The organism is Rathayibacter sp. AY1C7, from assembly GCF_002931865.1.
In the GTDB taxonomy this organism is placed as follows: domain Bacteria; phylum Actinomycetota; class Actinomycetes; order Actinomycetales; family Microbacteriaceae; genus Rathayibacter.
In genome coordinates this window covers 91966-109518 of the sequence record NZ_PSWB01000004.1, presented here as the reverse complement: position 1 = coordinate 109518, position 17553 = coordinate 91966, and the positions used below count along the sequence as shown (strand labels likewise).

Here is a 17553-nt window from a genome sequence, read left to right as displayed (position 1 = left end):
GACGTCCCGGCCGAGTGGTGCAGTCATGACGAACGGCGCCCGACGGGCCACCGGGGTGGACTGTCGGACGCCGTTCGGAGGCGCTGCGGCCCGGGGCCGCGCGGCGTCAGTGGAAGCTGTCGCCGCAGGCGCAGCTGCCGCCCGCGTTGGGGTTGTCGATGGTGAAGCCCTGCTTCTGGATGGTGTCCTCGAAGTCGATCGAGGCGCCGTCGAGGTAGGGGACGCTCATCTTGTCGACGACGAGGCCGACGCCCTCGAACTCCACCGCGGCGTCGCCGTCGAGGGTGCGCTCGTCGAAGTAGAGCTGGTAGATGAGGCCGGAGCAGCCGCCGGGCTGCACCGCGACGCGCAGGCGCAGGTCGTCGCGGCCCTCCTGCTCGAGCAGGCTCTTGACCTTGGCGGCGGCGGTCGGGGTCATCGAGACGCCGTGGGCCGCGCTGGGCGGGGTGGCGAGGGGGGTCGCCGTCTGGTCGGTCAGTGTGTCTGACATGTCACTCCTCAGGGGACGGGCGGAACGGTCGTCGTGCCTTCCGGGATTCTACGGCTGCAACCCGGGTGGTCACCCGGGTATTCCACGACCGGTGGTCAGTCGCGGTGAGCGGCGGCGCGGAGCAGGAACAGCGCCTCGGTCTGCGCGGCGCGCTTGAAGACGCCCAGGTGAAGCGACTCGTTGGGGCTGTGCGCGCGCGAGTCGGGGTCCTCCACACCGGTGACGAGGATCTGAGCCTCGGGGAACTCGCGCACGAGGTCGGCGATGAACGGGATGCTCCCGCCGATCCCGGTCTCGAGGGGCTCGCGTCCCCACGCGTCGGCCATCGCGCCCTTCACCAGGTCCACGGCCCAGCCGCTCGCGTCGACCAGGAAGGGGCTGCCGGTGTCGACGTCCTCGACCGCGAGGTGTGCGCCGAACGGGGAGTTCGCCCGCAGGTGGCTCTCGATCGCGGCGAAGGCCTCCTCCGCGTCCTGGCCGGGGGCGATGCGGGCGCTGATCTTCACGCGCACGGACGGGACGAGGGTGTTGGAGGCGTCGACGACGCTGGGCGCGTCGATCCCGGTGACCGTGACGGCCGGCTTCGACCACAGGCGCGAGAGGATCGCGCCGGTGCCGATCGGCGAGACCCCGTCGAGCAGCCCGGAGTCGCGGCGGAGGTCCTCCTCGGTCGTCTCGGGCACCGCTCCGTCGTGCTCGGTGAGGCCGGCGACGGCGACCGAGCCGTCCTCGTTCCAGAGCGTCGCGAGCAGTCGGACCGCCGCGAGCATCGCGTCCGGGACCGCTCCGCCGAGCATGCCCGAGTGCGAGGCGTGCGCGAGAGTGCTGACGGTGAGGGTGAAGGTGACGTTGCCGCGCAGGCCCACCGTCAGCGAGGGGGTGTCGACGTCCCAGTTGTCGCTGTCGGCGACGATGATCGCATCCGCGCGGAGGGCGTCGTGGTGCTCGCGGAGGAAGGTGGGGAACGAGCGCGACCCGAACTCCTCCTCCCCCTCGATGAAGAGGACGAGCCCGAGGTCGTGGTCCTCGCCCGCGACCTCGCGGAGTGCGCGCACCGCGGCGAGGTGGGACACGACTCCCGCCTTGTCGTCGGCGGCACCGCGCCCGTACAGGCGGTCGCCGCGCACGGTCGGCTCGAACGGAGGCGTCTCCCACGCCGACTCGGCGCCCTGCGGCTGCACGTCGTGGTGGGCGTAGAGGAGGACGGTCGGCGCTCCGTTGCGGGCGGCGCGGGTGGCCAGGACGGCAGGCTGGCCGAGCACGTCGGTGCCGTCGATCGTGGCGCTGTGGATCGCGACGTCATCGAAGACGCCCGTCTCGCGCGCGAGCTCGGCGATGGCCTCGGCGCTGGCGGCCACGCGGGTCGCGTCGAAGCCGTCCCACGAGACGGACGGGATCCGCACGAGCTGCCCGAGCTGGGCGAGCGAGCGCGGCAGATCGTCGCGGACGGCGGCGAGGACGGCCTCCTCGTCGGAGGAGAGTGCGGGCGGAGTCGGAGCGTCGTGAGCCATGGAGGTAATCTTAAGAGACCCCCGATTCCAAGGACGTTCCCCGTGGCCAAGCACCCGATCGCAACCGACACGCCCGACGACGCCGGCTCCCCCGGCCCCGGGAAGGGCCGGCCGACGCCGACCCGGCGCGAGCAGGAGCTGGCCCGCAAGCGTCCGCTGGTCGTCACCGACCGCAAGCAGGCCGCCCGCGACGCCCGCGAGAAGGCCGCCGTGTCACGCGAGCAGGCCCGCATCGGCCTGGCCGCCGGCGACCAGCGCTACCTGCCGCTGCGCGACAAGGGTCCTCAGCGCAAGTTCGTGCGCGACTGGGTCGACGCACGCTTCAGCCTCGGCGAGTTCCTCATCCCGGTGATGGTCGTCGTCCTGCTGCTGAGCTTCTTCCCGCAGCCGGAGCTGCAGTACGCGACGCTCGTCATCCTCTGGGTGTTCTTCCTCCTCGCGGTGATCGACTGCATCCTCCTCGGCATGCGGATGCGCCGGAAGCTCGCCGAGCGCTACGGCGCCGACAAGGTCGAGAAGGGCATCCGCTGGTACGCCGCGATGCGCGCCCTCCAGCTGCGCGTCATGCGACTGCCGAAGCCCCAGGTCAAGCGCCGCGCCTTCCCCGAGTAGTCGGACGGCGGACCACGAAGGGCCCCTGCGGTCGCGCCTCGCGCGGCTCCGGGGCCCTTCGTCGTGCACGGCGGGTCAGGAGGCGCGGGCCAGTCCCCGGTTGATGTCCCGAGCCCACAGGGGCCCGCGGTAGATGAAGGCGGTGTAGCCCTGGACGAGGGTGGCGCCCGCGTCGAGGCGCTCGCGCACGTCCTCGGCCGTCTCGACTCCTCCGACGGAGATCACGCAGAAAGCCGCGGGGACCACGCCCCGGATCACGCGGAGCACCTCGAGCGAGCGCGCGGCCAGCGGGGCACCGGAGAGGCCGCCGGCGCCGGCCGCCTCGACCACGGCACGATCGGTCGAGAGGCCCTCCCGGGAGAGCGTCGTGTTGGTCGCGATGATCCCGTCCAGACTCAGGCGGACGGCGAGCTCGGCGACCCGGCCGACCTCGTCGTCGGAGAGGTCGGGGGCGATCTTGACCAGCAGGGGCGTCGTGTCGGCGGCGTCCTTGACGGCCGCGAGGAGCGGCTCGAGGCGGTCGATCTCCTGCAGGCCGCGGAGCCCGGGGGTGTTCGGCGAGCTGACGTTCACGACGAGGTAGTCGGCGAGCGGCGCGAGAAGGCGCGTGCTGATCAGGTAGTCCTCGATCGCGTCGTCCACCTCGACCACCCGGCTCTTGCCGATGTTGACGCCGATCACGGGGCGGCGGCGCGCGCTGCGCAGCCGGATCAGCCGCAGCGCCGCGGCCTCGGCCCCGTGGTTGTTGAAGCCCATCCGGTTGACGACGGCGCGGTCCGCGATCAGCCGGAAGAGGCGCGGCCGGTCGTTGCCCGGCTGCGCCCGCGCGGTCAGGGTCCCGACCTCGACGTGTCCGAAGCCGAGCGCACCGAAGCCCAGGACCGCGGTGGCGTCCTTGTCGAAGCCGGCCGCGACGCCGAACGGGGTCTCGAAGCGGAGCCCGAGCGTCTCGACCGCGGGCGTTCCGCGCGGGACGGTGGTCCGGCGCAGGACCGGAGCGAGGGCTCCGAGGGCCCGGATCACCGGGAAGCTCAGGTGGTGCGCCCGCTCCGGGTCGAGGCGGCGCAGGACGGTGCGGAACAGGAGCGGGTACACCCGGGCCTCAGATCTCGTCGGCGCTGTGGGGCACGGAGGTGCGCTCGGCGCGGAGCAGGGTGATCGCAGACTCGAAGTCGTCCAGCGAGTCGAACGCCTGGTAGACGCTCGCGAAGCGGAGGTAGGCCACCTCGTCGAGCTCGCGCAGCGGCGGCAGGATGGCGAGGCCGATGTCGTTCGCGTCGATCTGCGACGCGCCCGTGGAGCGGATGCTCTCCTCCACCCGCTGCGCGAGGACGGCGAGATCGGTGTCGGTGACGGGCCGGCCCTGGCAGGCCTTCCGGACGCCGCTGACGATCTTCTCGCGGCTGAACGGCTCCACGACTCCGCTGCGCTTGATCACGACGAGGCTCGCGGTCTCGGTCGTCGAGAAGCGCCGGCCGCACGACGGGCACTGCCGGCGGCGGCGGATCGAGAGGCCGTCGTCGCTCGTGCGCGAGTCGATCACTCGGGAGTCGGGGTGCCGGCAGAAGGGGCAGAACATCGAGGGCCTCTCGGTCTCAGGCGAAGCGGGCGTCGACGGCGTCGCCGTGGGCGGGCAGCGCCTCGGCGTCGCTGAGAGCGCGGATGTGCGGGGCGACGCGCTCGAGCGCACCGCGGTCGTACGAGATCAGCTGCTGCGGCCGGAGGAAGGTGTAGGCGCCGAGCCCGGAGGAGAAGCGCGCCTGCCCCAGCGTCGGGAGCACGTGGTTGGAGCCGGCGAGGTAGTCGCCCAGGCTCACCGGGGTGGTCGGACCGAGGAAGATCGCGCCGGCGTCGTGGATCCGCTTGGCCGTCGCGACGGGGTCGGCCGTGTGCAGCTCGAGGTGCTCGGGGCCGTAGGCGTCGCTGAACGCGCAGGCGAGCTCGAGGTCGTCGACGATCACGAGCGCGGACTGCGGGCCGTCTAGTGCGATGGCCACGCGCTCCGCGTGGTGGGTGGCAGCGGCCTGGGCGGCGACCTCGCGCTCGACGGCGGCGGCGAGCTCGGCGCTGTCGGTGACCAGGACCGCGGAGGCGGCCTCGTCGTGCTCGGCCTGGCTGACCAGGTCGGCGGCGACAAGGCGCGGGTCGGCGGAGTCGTCGGCGATCACGAGGATCTCGGTCGGGCCCGCCTCGGAGTCGATGCCGACCTGGCCGAGCACCTGGCGCTTCGCGGTGGTGACCCAGACGTTGCCCGGCCCGGTGATGATGCTGACGGGATTCAGCCCGATCGAGTCGACGCCGTAGGCCAGTGCGGCGACGGCTCCGGCGCCCCCGACCGCGTAGACCTCGTCGATGCCGAGCAGAGCGGCCGCCGCGAGGATCGTGGGGTGGACGGAGCCGCCGAACGCCTTCTGCGGCGGCGAGACCAGGGCGATGGAGGCGACTCCGGCGGCCTGCGCGGGCACGGCGTTCATGACGACGCTCGACGGGTAGACCGCCTTGCCGCCGGGGACGTACAGCCCGGCGCGGGCGACGGGCTGCCAGCGCTGGGTGACCGTGGCGCCGTCGTCGAGCTCGGTGGTGCGGGGCGGGGGGATCTGTGCGGCGCTGGCGCGGCGGACGCGCGCGATCGCCTCCTCGAGTGCGCTGCGGATGGCCGGATCGAGGCGGTCGAGCGCCTCGGCGATCTGCTCGGCGGGCACGCGGAGGTGCGGGGGGCGCACGCCGTCCAGCCGCTCCGCCTGGTCGAGGAGCGCCTCCGCGCCGCGTTCTCGGACGTCGGCGATCAGCTCGGCGACGACGGGCCCGACGGAGGCGGACGTGCCCGGATTGCGGGGCACGAGGGCGAGGAGCTCGGCGGAGGAGGGACGACGGCCGCGGAGGTCGAGAGTCTGGATCATGGCCGCCCCAGTCTACGCGCCGCCCTCCCCCGCTCCCTCGCCGCGCGCTCCCCCGCCCGGACCCCGTCCCGCCCGACCCTCGCCCGGTCTCGATCCGCCGCTCCGCGGCTACTCGACCAGCATCTACGGGCGCTCGCCCGGTCTCGATACGCCGCCGCGCGGCTACTCGACCACCAGGAGGACACCGGCGGCCGCAGGCTCGCCCTCCGATCCGCCACCCTCTCGCCCGACCCTCCGAGGCGAACCGGCGATCCTCGTTCGAGTGGATCGCCGTAGCCGTACGCACGACGCTCTTGAGAACCCGGCCACCCTGCCCAGCCGACCGCGCCGAGCCGGGCAGGGACCGGCTCGCCACAGACACCGCGAACCGGCGATCCGCGTGTCAGCGGATCGTCGTAGCCGTACGCACGACGCTCTCACCGACCCGGCCACCCTCCCCAGCCGACCGCGCCGAGCCGGTCGGGGACCGGCTCGCCACAGACACCGCGAACCGGCGATCCGCGTGCCAGCGGATCGTCGTAGCTGGACGCATGACGCTCTCACGAACCCGGCCACCCTCCCCAGCCGACCGCGCCGAGCCGGTCGGGGACCGGCTCGCCACAGGCACCGCGAACCGGCGATCCGCGTGCCAGCGGATCGTCGTAGCTGGACGCATGACGCTCTCACGAACCCGGCCACCCTCCCCAGCTGACCGCGCCGAGCCGGGCAGGGACCGGCTCGGAATTCAATACAGACAGTTCGGCCCCAGCAGGCTCTTCAGCTCGCCGAAGAGGTCCGGGGTGATGCGCACGGGGAACGGCACCTCGAACACGCGGGCCGTGTCGCCCTTGATGAGCTTCAGCCGCACCTCGGTCTGGCCGGAGTGGCGGATGAGCACGTCGCTGAGCTGCGAGACCGTGTCGGTGGTCGCGCGCGACTCGGGCATCGAGACGGTGAGCGGTCCCGAGTCGCCGTCCTGGCTCATCTCGGGGGCGAACAGGCTGAACGCGTGCAGGTTCATCCCGTCGTCGCGCATGCTGACGCGGCCTCTGACGACGACGATGGAGTCGTTCGTGAGCGCCGGGGCGAACTCCTGGTACGCCTTCCCCATGAACATGCAGGTGATCTCGCCGCCGAAGTCCTCGACCTGGATCATCCCGTACTGGTTGCCGGAGGCCTTGGCCATGCGGTGCTGGACGCTCGTGACGAGGCCCGCGACGACCACGGTCTCGCCGTCGGCGATCGTCTCCGAGATCAGCAGGTCGGCGATCGTGGTGCTGTAGTGCTTGGCGAGCTCGGTCTCGAGTCCGGCGAGCGGATGGTCGGACACGTAGAGCCCGAGCATGTCGCGCTCGAAGGCGAGCTTGTCGCGCTTGGCCCATTCGGGCCGCTCGGGCACCTGGATCGCGGCCTGCGGCTCGTCCCAGAGGCTGTCGAAGTCGAAGCCGACCTGGCCGTTCGCCTCGTTGCGCTTCTCCCCCACCGCCGCCTCGACGGCGTCCTCGTGCACCTCGACCAGGGCGCGGCGCGTCGAGCCGAGCGAGTCGAAGGCGCCGGCCTTGATCAGCGACTCGATGGTGCGCTTGTTGGTCACCTGCAGCGGCACCTTGCGGAGGAAGTCGTGGAACGTCTCGAAGCGGCCCTTCTCCTCGCGCGCGGCCCGGATGCCCTCGACGACGTTCATGCCGACGTTGCGGACGGCGCCGAGGCCGAAGCGGATGTCGGTGCCGACTGCGGTGAAGAAGCCGATCGACTCGTTGACGTCCGGCGGGAGCACCTTGATCCCCATCCGCCGGCACTCGTTGAGGTAGGCGGCCATCTTGTCCTTGGAGTCGCCGACGCTGGTGAGCAGCGCGGCCATGTACTCCGCGGGGTAGTGCGCCTTGAGGTACGCCGTCCAGTAGGAGACGACGCCGTACGCCGCCGAGTGCGCCTTGTTGAAGGCGTAGTCGGAGAAGGGCAGCAGGATGTCCCAGAGGGTCTTGACGGCCTCCATCGAGTAGCCGTTGGCGATCATGCCGCCCGAGAAGCCCTCGAACTGCTTGTCCAGCTCGGACTTCTTCTTCTTGCCCATCGCGCGCCGCAGCAGGTCGGCCTGTGCGAGCGTGAAGCCCGCGAGCTTCTGCGCGATCGACATGACCTGCTCCTGGTACACGATCAGGCCGTAGGTCCCTCCGAGCACCTCCGAGAGCGGCTCCTCGAGCTCCGGATGGATAGGGGTGATCTCCTGCACGCCGTTCTTCCGCAGCGCGTAGTTGGTGTGGGAGTCGGCGCCCATCGGGCCCGGCCGGTAGAGCGCGAGGACCGCGGAGATGTCCTCGAAGTTGTCGGGCTTCATCAGTCGGAGAAGGCCGCGCATCGGGCCGCCGTCGAGCTGGAACACGCCGAGCGTGTCGCCGCGGGCGAGGAGGTCGTAGGCGGCCTGGTCGTCGAGCTCGAGGTCCTCGAGCACGAGGTCCTGTCCGCGGTTGGCGCGGATGTTGTCGAGGGCGTCGTCGATGATCGTGAGGTTCCGCAGCCCCAGGAAGTCCATCTTGATCAGCCCGAGCGACTCGCACGCGGGGTAGTCGAACTGCGTGACGATCTGGCCGTCCTGCTCCCGCTTCATGATCGGGATGATGTCCAGCAGCGGATCGCTGGACATGATGACGCCGGCCGCGTGCACGCCCCACTGGCGCTTGAGGTTCTCGAGTCCGAGCGCGGTGTCGAAGACCAGCTTGGCCTGCGGGTCCTCGGCGATGACGTTGCGCACGTCGAGCGCTTCCTTGTAGCGCGCGTGGGCGGGGTCGTTGATGCCGCTGAGCGGGATGTCCTTGCCCATGATCGCGGGCGGCATGGCCTTCGTCAGCTTCTCGCCCATCCCGAACGGGAAGCCGAGGACGCGCGAGGCGTCCTTGAGAGCCTGCTTCGCCTTGATGGTGCCGTAGGTGACGATCTGCGCGACGCGCTCGTCGCCGTACTTCTCGGTGACGTAGCGGATGACCTCGCCGCGGCGACGGTCGTCGAAGTCGACGTCGAAGTCGGGCATGGAGACGCGGTCGGGGTTGAGGAAGCGCTCGAAGATCAGGCCGTGGCGCAGCGGATCGAGGTCGGTGATCTTCATCGCGTAGGCCGCCATCGAGCCGGCACCGGAGCCGCGGCCGGGACCGACGCGGATCCCGTTGCGCTTGGACCAGTTGATGAAGTCGGCGACGACGAGGAAGTAGCCGGGGAAGCCCATCTGCAGGATGACGCGGGTCTCGTAGTCCGCCCGGTCGCGCACCTCCTGGGAGATGCCGTCCGGGTAGCGCTCGCGCAGTCCGGCCTCGACCTCCTTCACGAACCAGGTGTCCTCCGTCTCGCCCTCCGGCACCGGGAAGCGGGGCATGTAGTTCGCCGAGGTGTCGAACTGGACGTCGCAGCGCTCCGCGATGAGGAGCGTGTTGTCGCAGGCCTCGGGGTGGTCGCGGAAGACCTGGCGCATCTCGCGCGGCGACTTGAGGTAGAACTCGTCCGCGTCGAACTTGAAGCGCTTGGGGTCGTCGAGGGTGGTTCCGGACTGCACGCAGAGCAGCGCCGCGTGCGAGGTCGCGTCGTGCGCGTGCGTGTAGTGCAGGTCGTTGGTGGCGACCAAAGGGAGGTCGAGGTCCTTCGCGAGCCGGATGACGTCGCCGATCACCCGCCGCTCGATGTCGAGGCCGTGATCCATGATCTCGGCGAAGAAGTTCTCCTTGCCGAAGATGTCGCGGTAGTCGGCGGCCGCCTGGCGGGCCTCCTTGTACTGGCCGAGGCGCAGGCGCGTCTGGACCTCGCCGCTCGGGCAGCCCGTGGTGCCGATCAGGCCCTCGGAGTACTGCGAGAGGATCTCGCGGTCCATGCGCGGCTTGAAGTAGTAGCCCTCGATCGACGCGCGCGAGGAGAGGCGGAAGAGGTTGTGCATGCCCGTCGTGGTCGAGCTGAGCAGCGTCATGTGGGTGTACGCGCCGGAGCCGGACACGTCGTCCCCTCCGCCGTCGCCCCAGCGGATGCGGGTCTTGTCGGAGCGGTGCGTCCCCGGGGTGAGGTAGGCCTCGGTGCCGATGATCGGCTTGATCCCCGCCGCCGTCGCGGTGCGCCAGAAGTCGAAGGCGCCGAACACGTTCCCGTGGTCGGTCACGGCGATGGCCGGCATGCCCTCCTCGACCGCCGCGTCGATCAGCGGCTTCACTCGCGCTGCACCGTCGAGCATCGAGTACTCGCTGTGCACGTGGAGGTGGACGAAGGAATCGTTACTCGGCAAGGATGCGCCTCCGGCGGACTGCGGGCAGGGGAGGGATGGCCGGCGACCCGGGAGGGCCCGTGGACACGGCGGGAAGAAGTCTAACCGCGCCGGACGCGGGTCCGGCCGGGAGAGCGCGGATCACTCCCCGCGCAGCACCTCGAGGGCGTGCACCAGGTCGTCGGGGTACGACGCCTCGAACTGCACCCACTCCCCCGAGCCCGGGTGGGTGAAGCCGAGCCGGACCGCGTCGAGCCACTGGCGGGTGAGGCCGAGCCGCTTCGAGAGGGTCGGATCGGCGCCGTACATCGCGTCGCCGACGCACGGGTGGCGCTGGGCGGCCATGTGCACGCGGATCTGGTGGGTGCGGCCGGTCTCGAGGTGGATCTCGAGGAGGGAGGCGAACGGGAAGGCCTCGATCGTCTCGTAGTGGGTCACCGAGGGCTTGCCGTCGGCGCGGACCGCGAACTTCCAGTCCGAGGACGGGTGGCGGCCGAGCGGGGCGTCGATCGTCCCGGCGAGCGGGTCGGGGTGGCCCTGCACGACCGCGTGGTAGACCTTCTCGACCGTGCGGTCGTGGAACGCGCGCTTGAGGTGCGTGTAGGCGCGCTCGGACTTCGCGACGACCATGAGGCCGCTCGTGCCGGCGTCGAGCCGGTGCACGATGCCCGCGCGCTCGGCCGCACCGGAGGTCGACACGGTGAAGCCCGCGGCGGCGAGGGCGCCGAGCACCGTCGGTCCCTCCCAGCCCACGGCGGGGTGCGCGGCCACTCCGACGGGCTTGTCGATCACCACGATGTCGTCGTCGTCGTGCACGATGCCGAGGCCGGGGACCGCCATCGGCACGATCCGCGGCTCCTCGCGCGGGCTCCACTCGACGCTCAGCCAGGTGCCGGCGTGCACGCGGTCGCTCTTGTCGAGGACCCGTCCGTCGGCGCTCACTCCGCCCGCCTCGGCGACCTCGGCCGCGAAGGTGCGCGAGAAGCCGAGCAGCTTCGCGACGGCCGCGTCAACGCGGAGGCCGTCGAGCCCGTCCGGGACCGGCAGCTCTCGGGACTGCGCCATCAGCGTCCGCCGGGGCGGTCGGCGTCGCGGGCCGCCTCCTCGACGGAGGAGGCCGCTGCGGGGGCGCCCGCTCCGGGGGCGGCGAGAGCGCCGTCCTCGGAGACGACCTGCTCCTGCTCGTCGCGGCCCGCGCGCTCGCGGGTGCCGTCGAGGCCGACGCCCCGCACGCTCAGGAGGACGAACAGCGCCATCGCCGTGCAGATCGCGATGTCGGCGACGTTGTAGATCGCCGGGAGCAGCCACGGCGTGAAGAGGAAGTCGACGACGTGTCCGAGCCCGAAGGAGGGCTCTCGGAACAGCCGGTCGAAGAGGTTGCCGAGGGTGCCGCCGAGCAGCAGGCCGAAGAAGACGCCCCACGCGGTGGAGCGGATCCGGCGCGAGAACCAGATCACGGCGACGACGACGCACGCCGCGATGATCGAGAAGATCCAGGTCGACCCGCTCGCGAGGGAGAAGGCGGCACCCGGGTTCTTCACGTAGTGCAGGATCAGGACGTCGCCGAGGACGTGGACGTCCTCGCCCAGGGTCAGGTTCGTCGTGACCAGGAACTTCGCGGTCTGATCGATCGCGAAGACCGCGAGCGCGACGAGGCCGAGGGTGACGAGCACCCTCGGCCTGACGTCCGCTGCGGCGGGACTACGCCCCAAAGCCCGACAGCGAGGACTCCGTCGACGCCGGCTGGGTGTCGAGGTCGCGGAGCTGGCCCTCGATGTAGCTCTTCAGCTTCTGGCGGTACTCGCGCTCGAAGGTGCGGAGCTCGTCGATGCGGTGCTCGACCGTCGCGCGCTCCTCCTCGAGCTTCGCGACCTGCTGGCGCTGCTTGGCCTCGGCCTCGGCGACGATGCGGGCGGCCGTGGCACGGCCCTCGGCGACGAGAGCGTCGCGCTTCTCGGCACCCTCGCGCACGTGCTCCTCGTGGAGGCGGCGGGCGAGCTGCAGGAGTCCGCTGGAGCTCTCGGCCTCGTCGACCGGAGCCGACTGCGAGGAGCTGACGGGAGCGACGACCGGTGCGGGAGCCGGGGTGGGCTCGGGCTCGGGCTCGGGCTGCGGCTCCGGCTCGGGTGCCTCGTCGACCACCGGGGCGGGAGCAGGAGTGCTCTCGCGCGGGGCGTCGGAGACTCGGGCGTCCGAGGGGCGGCTGTCGCCGGAGGAGAGGCGCTGACGAAGCTCCTCGTTCTCCTGGTTCAGGCGGCGGAGCTCCACGACGACCTCGTCGAGGAAGTCGTCGACCTCGTCCTGGTCGTATCCCTCACGGAACTTGGTCGGCTGGAACCGCTTGTTGACAACGTCTTCGGGAGTGAGCGCCATGGCTTTCCACCTTCGATTTCAAGTAGGTACACGTTTAACAACGCGCGACTAAAGCTAGCAACTTCAGGCGCACGGCGCAGTGCTGACACCGCGGGGAACGTCCGGACGTGCCAACGATACAGGGACGGTCAGGCGCGCTGGAGCCACGTGGCGATGTACATGCCCACGATGACGCAGAGCATGGTGAGGCTCCAGCCGAAATCGAGCGCGATCGGACCGATCGAGACCGGCTTGATCAGGCGTCGGAAGAAGCCGATCGGCGGGTCCGTGACGGTGTAGACGCCCTCCGCGGCGACGAGGCCGGCACCGCGGGGGCGCCAGTCGCGTCGGATCACGCGGACGAGGTCGAGCACGAACCGCGCCCACATCGCGAAGAAGTAGAGCAGCAGCACGAAGTACAGGACGCTCCCGAGGAGCGAGACGACGGAGGTCACCGGGGGCCAGGGCTCCCCGGGATCAGGACTTCGCGAAGAACGACGCGTCGGCGTCGCTCTCGGCGGAGGCGGAGTCGCCGGCGACGGTGATGTGCGACGGCGAGAGCAGGAAGACCTTGCTCGTCACGCGCTCGATGCGGCCGTAGAGGCCCTGCGAGAGTCCGCTCGCGAAGTCGATGAGGCGGCGGGCGTCCGCATCGCTCATCTGCGAGAGGTTGATGATCACGGGGATGCCGTCGCGGAAGTTCTCCGCGATGACCTGCGCGTCGCGGTACTGCTTCGGGTGGACGGTGAGGATCTCGTTCATCTCGGCGGGTGCCGTCGCCTTCGGGGTCTGGGGGGTGGGCTTGCGGAGCGGGGTGACCGTCGCGCGGGGCTGCTGCACCGGCTCGACGGGAGGGACGGGCTGCACCGGGGAGACCGGTGCGCGGTGGGCCGTCGCCGGGGCCGCCTCGACGGGCTCTGCGCGCTCGTACTCGACCTCTTCGTCGGCGAGTCCGAGGTAGACCATCGTCTTCTTCAGCGGGTTGGCCATGGGGTGTCCTCCGTGTCGTGTGTGCTCCCACAGGTGGGTCACCACGAGGTTAGGTGCGGGCGGGGCGTTCTCCGGTGATTGCCGATCCGATTCGCAGGTGTGTCGCACCCTCCGCGATCGCCTCGGCGAAGTCGTTCGACATGCCCGCCGAGATCGCCGTGGCGGAGGGCTCCACGGCGCGCACGCGGTCGGAGATCGACCGGAGCCGGGCGAAAGCCGGACGGGGCTCCTCGTCCAGCGGAGCGACCGCCATCACGCCGCGCAGCGTGAGGCCGGGCGCCCGGGCGAGAGCCTCGGCGAGGGGCTCGACGTCGGCGGGCGACGCTCCCCCGCGGTCGGGATCCTCGGTGAGGTTGACCTGCAGGAACACGTCGAGCGGCTCCTCCCCCGCCTCCAGCAGCGGAACGAGCGCGAGCCGGTCGACGGAGTGGACCGCGTCGGCGTAGCGGCGCACCTGGCGCGCCTTCTTACTCTGGAGCTGCCCGATGAAGTGCCAGCGCGCAGCGGTCCCCGCCAGCTCGGCCGACTTCTCCTGCGCCTCCTGGTGCCGGTTCTCGCCGAAGTCGACGACGCCCAGCTCGAGGAGGTCGCGGAGCAGCGACACGGGGTGGAACTTGGTCACCACGATGGTCGTGATCGAGGACGCCTCGCGACCGGCCGAGCGGGTCGCGTCGGCGACCCGCTCGGAGACCTCGGCCCAGCGCGCGGCCAGCTCCGGATCCGGCACGACTACTTGAGGAAGTCGGGGATGTCCAGGTCGCTGTCGTCGTCGTCGAAGGACGGGTCGGCGACAGGGGCCGGGGCGGCGACGGGGGTGCTCGACCAGATCGAGCCGGCCGCAGGGGCGGCTGCGGGAGCCGGGACGGGCTCGGCGGCCGACTCGCTCGCCGAGCTCTGCTGCTGGCGCGGCTGGGCGATCGCGGCCTGAGCGGTTCCGCCCGGCTCTCCGCCGTCGAACCCCGCGGCGATGACGGTGACGCGCACCTCGTCGCCGAGCGTGTCGTCGATCACGGCACCGAAGATGATGTTCGCCTCGGCGTGCACCGCCTCCTGGACGAGGCGCGCCGCGTCGTTGATCTCGAAGATGCCGAGGTTCGAGCCGCCCTGGATCGAGAGGAGCACGCCGTGCGCGCCGTCGATGCTGGCCTCGAGCAGCGGTGAGGCGACGGCCAGCTCGGCCGCCTTGATCGCGCGATCGGCGCCGCGCGACGAGCCGATGCCCATCAGCGCCGAGCCCGCGCCCTGCATGACCGACTTCACGTCGGCGAAGTCGAGGTTGATCAGGCCGGGGGTGGTGATCAGGTCGGTGATGCCCTGGACGCCGGCGAGGAGCACCTGGTCGGCGGTCGCGAAGGCCTCGAGCATCGAGATGCCGCGGTCGCTGATCTCGAGCAGGCGGTCGTTCGGGACGACGATGAGCGTGTCGACCTCGTTCTTCAGCGTCGCGACGCCGGCCTCGGCCTGCGTCTGCCGACGGCGTCCCTCGAACCCGAAGGGCTTGGTCACGACGCCGATGGTGAGGGCGCCGATCGACTTGGCGATCCGCGCGACGACGGGCGCGCCGCCGGTGCCGGTACCGCCGCCCTCGCCCGCGGTGACGAAGACCATGTCGGCCCCCGCGAGGACCTCCTCGATCTCCTCGGCGTGGTCCTCGGCGGCGCGGCGGCCGACCTCGGGGTCGGCGCCGGCGCCGAGTCCGCGGGTCAGCTCGCGGCCCACGTCGAGCTTGACGTCGGCGTCGCTGAGCAGGAGCGCCTGGGCGTCCGTGTTGATCGCGATGAATTCGACACCGCGCAGGCCGAGCTCGATCATGCGGTTGACGGCGTTGACGCCGCCACCGCCGATGCCGACGACCTTGATCACGGCGAGGTAGTTCTGGTTTGAAGTCACGTCTCCGGCCTCCGGGCTGAACCTTAAACCTGTAGTTGAGGCTTAAAGTTATGCTGAGTATGCATTTGGGGTTCGGCTCCGACGGTAGGCGGAGTCCGGTCGCGCTCCCAGCAGACACGCCCGCAACGCTCGAAAGAACCCGCGGATCCGCCGCCGGTCAGGGCCGGGGCGCCACGACGGCGGCCTGGGGCGAGGACACGTCGTAGGTGCCGACGACGGCGGGGTCGGTCGCGGCCATCAGCTTCTCGAGCACGACGGCCTTGAGCGCCGACTCGTCCGACCCGCCCCAGACGACTTCCGTGCCGTTCTGCAGGGTGAGCGAGACGTCGTCGCCGGTCGTGGCCGTGGCGGCCGTCACCTGCGGAGCGAGCGACGCGGGCAGGGAGCGCAGCACCCGCGCGGTCGCGCGGAAGCCGGCTCCCGAGGCGTCGCCGGACGCGGTGGTGAGGACCGGGTAGCCGGGCTGCGCCGAGTCCGCCGTCTCGATGACGACTCCGGCCGCGTCCACGAGCTCGAAGCGGCCCCCCGCCGCGATCACGCCGAGGGGCGTGCGCTCGACGATCGACACCACGAGGGTGCTCGGCGGCCGGGTCTGCACCGAGTAGCTCTGGATGAGCGGGGACGCGCCCAGCACGCGGCCGACCTCGTCCCGGTCCACCAGGGTGAGCGGGACGCCGAGCTGGTCGTCGAGCTCGCTCTGCAGGGCGGCGGCGTCGACGCGCTGGGTGCCCGCGATCTCGATCGTGCGCACGGCCATGAGCGGCGAGAAGGCCGCGACTCCGACGATCAGGGCGAGGGCGACGAGCGACCCTGCCACGACCAGGGCGATCAGGCGGCGCCGACGCGCGCGCTTCGTGAAGCGGCGGACCTCCCCCCGCTCGTAGCGCCTCCGCTCGCGGGCGGCCCGGGAGACGGCCCGGTTCTCGGCACCGGGCAGACGCAGGCCCGAGAGGGTGCGGCGGACCGCGCCCGCGCGCGACGGAGTGCGCTCGGCCGGCTCCGGGTCCACGCGGATCGCGGAGACGATCCGGATCGGCTCGGTGTCCGGCTCCGGCTCGCCGCCGCGCGTGGGGCCGCTCCGACCGGGCGCCGGAGGGCGTCCGCCGTCGGGCCGCTTCACGGCCGCTCCCCCGCTTCGGGCGCGAGGACCGCGGTCATCGTGCGACCGGCGCGGCCTCGCTCGCGCCGAGCGACTCGAGCACCTGCGGGATGATCCGGTAGACGTCGCCGCAGCCGAGGGTGATGACGAAGTCGCCCTCGCGCGCGATGCCGGCCGCGAGGCGGGCCGCCTCCGCCCAGTCCGGGACGAACGAGACGTGCGACGGGTCGGCGAACTTCTCGCTGACCAGCGCTCCGGTCACTCCGGGCTCCGGATCCTCGCGCGCCCCGTAGACGTCGAGGACGATCGTCTCGTCGGCGTAGCGCTCGAGCGTCTCGGCGAACTCGCGGGCGAAGAGGCGGGTGCGGCTGTAGAGGTGCGGCTGGTGCACGGCGATGATGCGGCCCTCGCCGACCACGGTGCGCGCGGCGGAAAGGGCGGCGGCCACCTCGGTGGGGTGGTGGGCGTAGTCGTCGTAGACGCTGACTCCGCGGACCGCTCCGTGCAGCTCGAAGCGGCGCTCCGTGCCTCCGAACGCCGACACGGCCTCGAGCGAGGCGGCCGGATCGAAGCCCAGGCCCACCAGCACTGCGAACGCGCCGGCCGCGTTGATCGCGTTGTGCCGGCCGGGGATGCGGAGGCGGGCCGAGTAGCGCCTGCCCTCGTACTCGACCGAGAAGCCGACGGGGCCGACGAGGTCGAGGTCGACGACGCGGACGTCCGCCCCCTCGGCCTCGCCGAAGGTCAGCACCCGTCCGCCGACCAGCCGCTCGGTGACGCGGACGGCGCCGGGGTCGTCGGAGGAGATGACGACGAGCTCGCTCGCGGAGGAGGCGAAGGTGACGAAGGCCTCCTCGAACGCCTCCAGCGATCCGTAGTGGTCGAGGTGGTCCGGGTCGACGTTCGTGATGAGGGCGACCGCGGTGTCGTAGAGGAGGAAGCTGCCGTCCGACTCGTCGGCCTCGACGACGAAGACCTCGCCGCAGCCGGCGGCGGAGGAGGTGCCGAGGCTCTCGATGATGCCGCCGTTGACGAAGCTGGGGTCGGCGTCGACGCCGAGGAGGCCGGTGACGATCATCCCGGTCGACGTGGTCTTGCCGTGCGCTCCGGCGACCGCGACCAGGCGCTTGCCGCGCACCAGCCAGGCGAGGGCCTGCGAGCGGTGCAGCACGGGCAGGCCGCGCTCCTTCGCGAGCAGGTACTCCGGATTGTCGGGCCACAGGGCGGAGGTGACGACGACCGCCTCGGCGTCCCCGAGGTTCGCCGCGTCGTGGCCGATGGCGACCGGGACGCCGAGCTCCCGCAGCTGCTCGATGGGGTGGGACTCGCGGACGTCCGACCCGGTGACGCGGTGCCCGGCGTGGTGGAACAGCCGGGCGATCCCGCTCATCCCGGAGCCGCCGATGCCGATGAAGTGGACCGAGCCGAGCTCGTCGGGGACGGTGATGCCGAGGTCGGGCTTGATCACGGGGCTCTCGCTTTCGGGTGGGTCG

Annotated in this window: 16 protein-coding genes; 1 reads left to right on the top strand and 15 read right to left on the bottom strand. The window is 71.6% G+C overall.

Going from position 1 to position 17553, the window contains the following annotated elements:
• Positions 1 to 106: 106 nt before the first annotated feature.
• Both erpA and C5C69_RS03435 read right to left on the bottom strand, forming a co-directional pair.
• The gene (erpA, locus tag C5C69_RS03440) at positions 107 to 490 is read right to left on the bottom strand and encodes an iron-sulfur cluster insertion protein ErpA (RefSeq protein WP_104224654.1); all 384 of its coding nucleotides are present in this window, start codon (positions 488 to 490) and stop codon (positions 107 to 109) included.
• Positions 491 to 585: 95 nt separating this feature from the next.
• Positions 586 to 2001: a dipeptidase gene (locus C5C69_RS03435; RefSeq protein WP_104233338.1), complete on the bottom strand. Its 1416-nt coding sequence runs from the start codon at positions 1999 to 2001 to the stop codon at positions 586 to 588.
• 42 nt (positions 2002 to 2043) lie between these two features.
• Here C5C69_RS03435 and C5C69_RS03430 point away from each other — a divergent pair, with 42 nt between their 5' ends.
• Positions 2044 to 2613: a DUF3043 domain-containing protein gene (locus tag C5C69_RS03430; RefSeq protein ID WP_181067792.1), complete on the top strand. Its 570-nt coding sequence runs from the start codon at positions 2044 to 2046 to the stop codon at positions 2611 to 2613.
• 75 nt (positions 2614 to 2688) lie between these two features.
• On the opposite strand, the gene C5C69_RS03425 is transcribed toward C5C69_RS03430, so the two are convergent.
• The 13 genes from C5C69_RS03425 to murC all read right to left on the bottom strand — a co-directional run bounded on the left by C5C69_RS03425 (position 2689) and on the right by murC (position 17528).
• Positions 2689 to 3708 carry a quinone-dependent dihydroorotate dehydrogenase gene (locus tag C5C69_RS03425; protein ID WP_104233339.1) on the bottom strand — a complete coding sequence of 340 codons (1020 nt, stop codon included), beginning with the start codon at positions 3706 to 3708 and terminating at the stop codon, positions 2689 to 2691.
• 7 nt (positions 3709 to 3715) lie between these two features.
• Positions 3716 to 4192 (bottom strand): transcriptional regulator NrdR, encoded by a 477-nt coding sequence (gene nrdR / locus C5C69_RS03420; RefSeq protein ID WP_104224657.1) that lies wholly within the window; start codon positions 4190 to 4192, stop codon positions 3716 to 3718.
• 16 nt (positions 4193 to 4208) lie between these two features.
• Complete coding sequence (hisD, locus tag C5C69_RS03415) at positions 4209 to 5513, bottom strand: histidinol dehydrogenase (RefSeq protein ID WP_104233340.1); 1305 nt, start codon at positions 5511 to 5513, stop codon at positions 4209 to 4211.
• 724 nt (positions 5514 to 6237) lie between these two features.
• Positions 6238 to 9699, bottom strand: coding sequence for a DNA polymerase III subunit alpha (gene dnaE / locus C5C69_RS03410; RefSeq protein WP_244229655.1), 3462 nt, complete (start codon positions 9697 to 9699; stop codon positions 6238 to 6240).
• 171 nt (positions 9700 to 9870) lie between these two features.
• Positions 9871 to 10794 carry an RluA family pseudouridine synthase gene (locus C5C69_RS03405; protein ID WP_104233341.1) on the bottom strand — a complete coding sequence of 308 codons (924 nt, stop codon included), beginning with the start codon at positions 10792 to 10794 and terminating at the stop codon, positions 9871 to 9873.
• The gene (gene lspA, locus C5C69_RS03400) at positions 10794 to 11402 is read right to left on the bottom strand and encodes a signal peptidase II (RefSeq protein ID WP_104233342.1); all 609 of its coding nucleotides are present in this window, start codon (positions 11400 to 11402) and stop codon (positions 10794 to 10796) included. The genes C5C69_RS03405 and lspA overlap by 1 nt, the downstream gene beginning before the upstream one ends.
• Before the next feature lie 28 nt (positions 11403 to 11430).
• A complete protein-coding gene (locus C5C69_RS03395) occupies positions 11431 to 12102 on the bottom strand; it encodes a DivIVA domain-containing protein (protein ID WP_104233343.1) in 672 nt (223 codons plus the stop codon).
• Positions 12103 to 12230: 128 nt separating this feature from the next.
• On the bottom strand, positions 12231 to 12536 hold the full coding sequence (locus C5C69_RS03390; RefSeq protein WP_258059242.1) for a YggT family protein: 306 nt from the start codon (positions 12534 to 12536) through the stop codon (positions 12231 to 12233).
• Between the two features lie 22 nt (positions 12537 to 12558).
• Positions 12559 to 13071 (bottom strand): cell division protein SepF, encoded by a 513-nt coding sequence (locus C5C69_RS03385; RefSeq protein WP_104222599.1) that lies wholly within the window; start codon positions 13069 to 13071, stop codon positions 12559 to 12561.
• A 49-nt stretch (positions 13072 to 13120) separates the two neighbouring features.
• Positions 13121 to 13798, bottom strand: a complete 678-nt coding sequence (locus tag C5C69_RS03380; protein ID WP_104257321.1) for a YggS family pyridoxal phosphate-dependent enzyme — start codon at positions 13796 to 13798, stop codon at positions 13121 to 13123.
• Between the two features lie 2 nt (positions 13799 to 13800).
• On the bottom strand, positions 13801 to 14961 hold the full coding sequence (ftsZ, locus tag C5C69_RS03375; RefSeq protein ID WP_104222597.1) for a cell division protein FtsZ: 1161 nt from the start codon (positions 14959 to 14961) through the stop codon (positions 13801 to 13803).
• Between the two features lie 157 nt (positions 14962 to 15118).
• A complete protein-coding gene (locus C5C69_RS03370; protein WP_104257320.1) occupies positions 15119 to 16081 on the bottom strand; it encodes a cell division protein FtsQ/DivIB in 963 nt (320 codons plus the stop codon).
• A 34-nt stretch (positions 16082 to 16115) separates the two neighbouring features.
• Positions 16116 to 17528, bottom strand: coding sequence for a UDP-N-acetylmuramate--L-alanine ligase (gene murC, locus C5C69_RS03365; RefSeq protein WP_104257319.1), 1413 nt, complete (start codon positions 17526 to 17528; stop codon positions 16116 to 16118).
• Positions 17529 to 17553: the final 25 nt, after the last annotated feature.

Bases quoted from the DNA above. Each gene is read 5' to 3' on its own strand.
- dnaE (WP_244229655.1), bottom strand. From the start codon at position 9,699: ATGCTCGACGGTGCAGCGCGAGTGAAGCCGCTGATCGACGCGGCGGTC.
- erpA (WP_104224654.1), bottom strand. From the start codon at position 490: ATGTCAGACACACTGACCGACCAGACGGCGACCCCCCTCGCCACCCCG.
- nrdR (WP_104224657.1), bottom strand. From the start codon at position 4,192: ATGTTCTGCCCCTTCTGCCGGCACCCCGACTCCCGAGTGATCGACTCG.
- hisD (WP_104233340.1), bottom strand. From the start codon at position 5,513: ATGATCCAGACTCTCGACCTCCGCGGCCGTCGTCCCTCCTCCGCCGAG.
- C5C69_RS03395 (WP_104233343.1), bottom strand. From the start codon at position 12,102: ATGGCGCTCACTCCCGAAGACGTTGTCAACAAGCGGTTCCAGCCGACC.
- C5C69_RS03435 (WP_104233338.1), bottom strand. From the start codon at position 2,001: ATGGCTCACGACGCTCCGACTCCGCCCGCACTCTCCTCCGACGAGGAG.
- C5C69_RS03385 (WP_104222599.1), bottom strand. From the start codon at position 13,071: ATGGCCAACCCGCTGAAGAAGACGATGGTCTACCTCGGACTCGCCGAC.
- C5C69_RS03405 (WP_104233341.1), bottom strand. From the start codon at position 10,794: ATGGCGCAGTCCCGAGAGCTGCCGGTCCCGGACGGGCTCGACGGCCTC.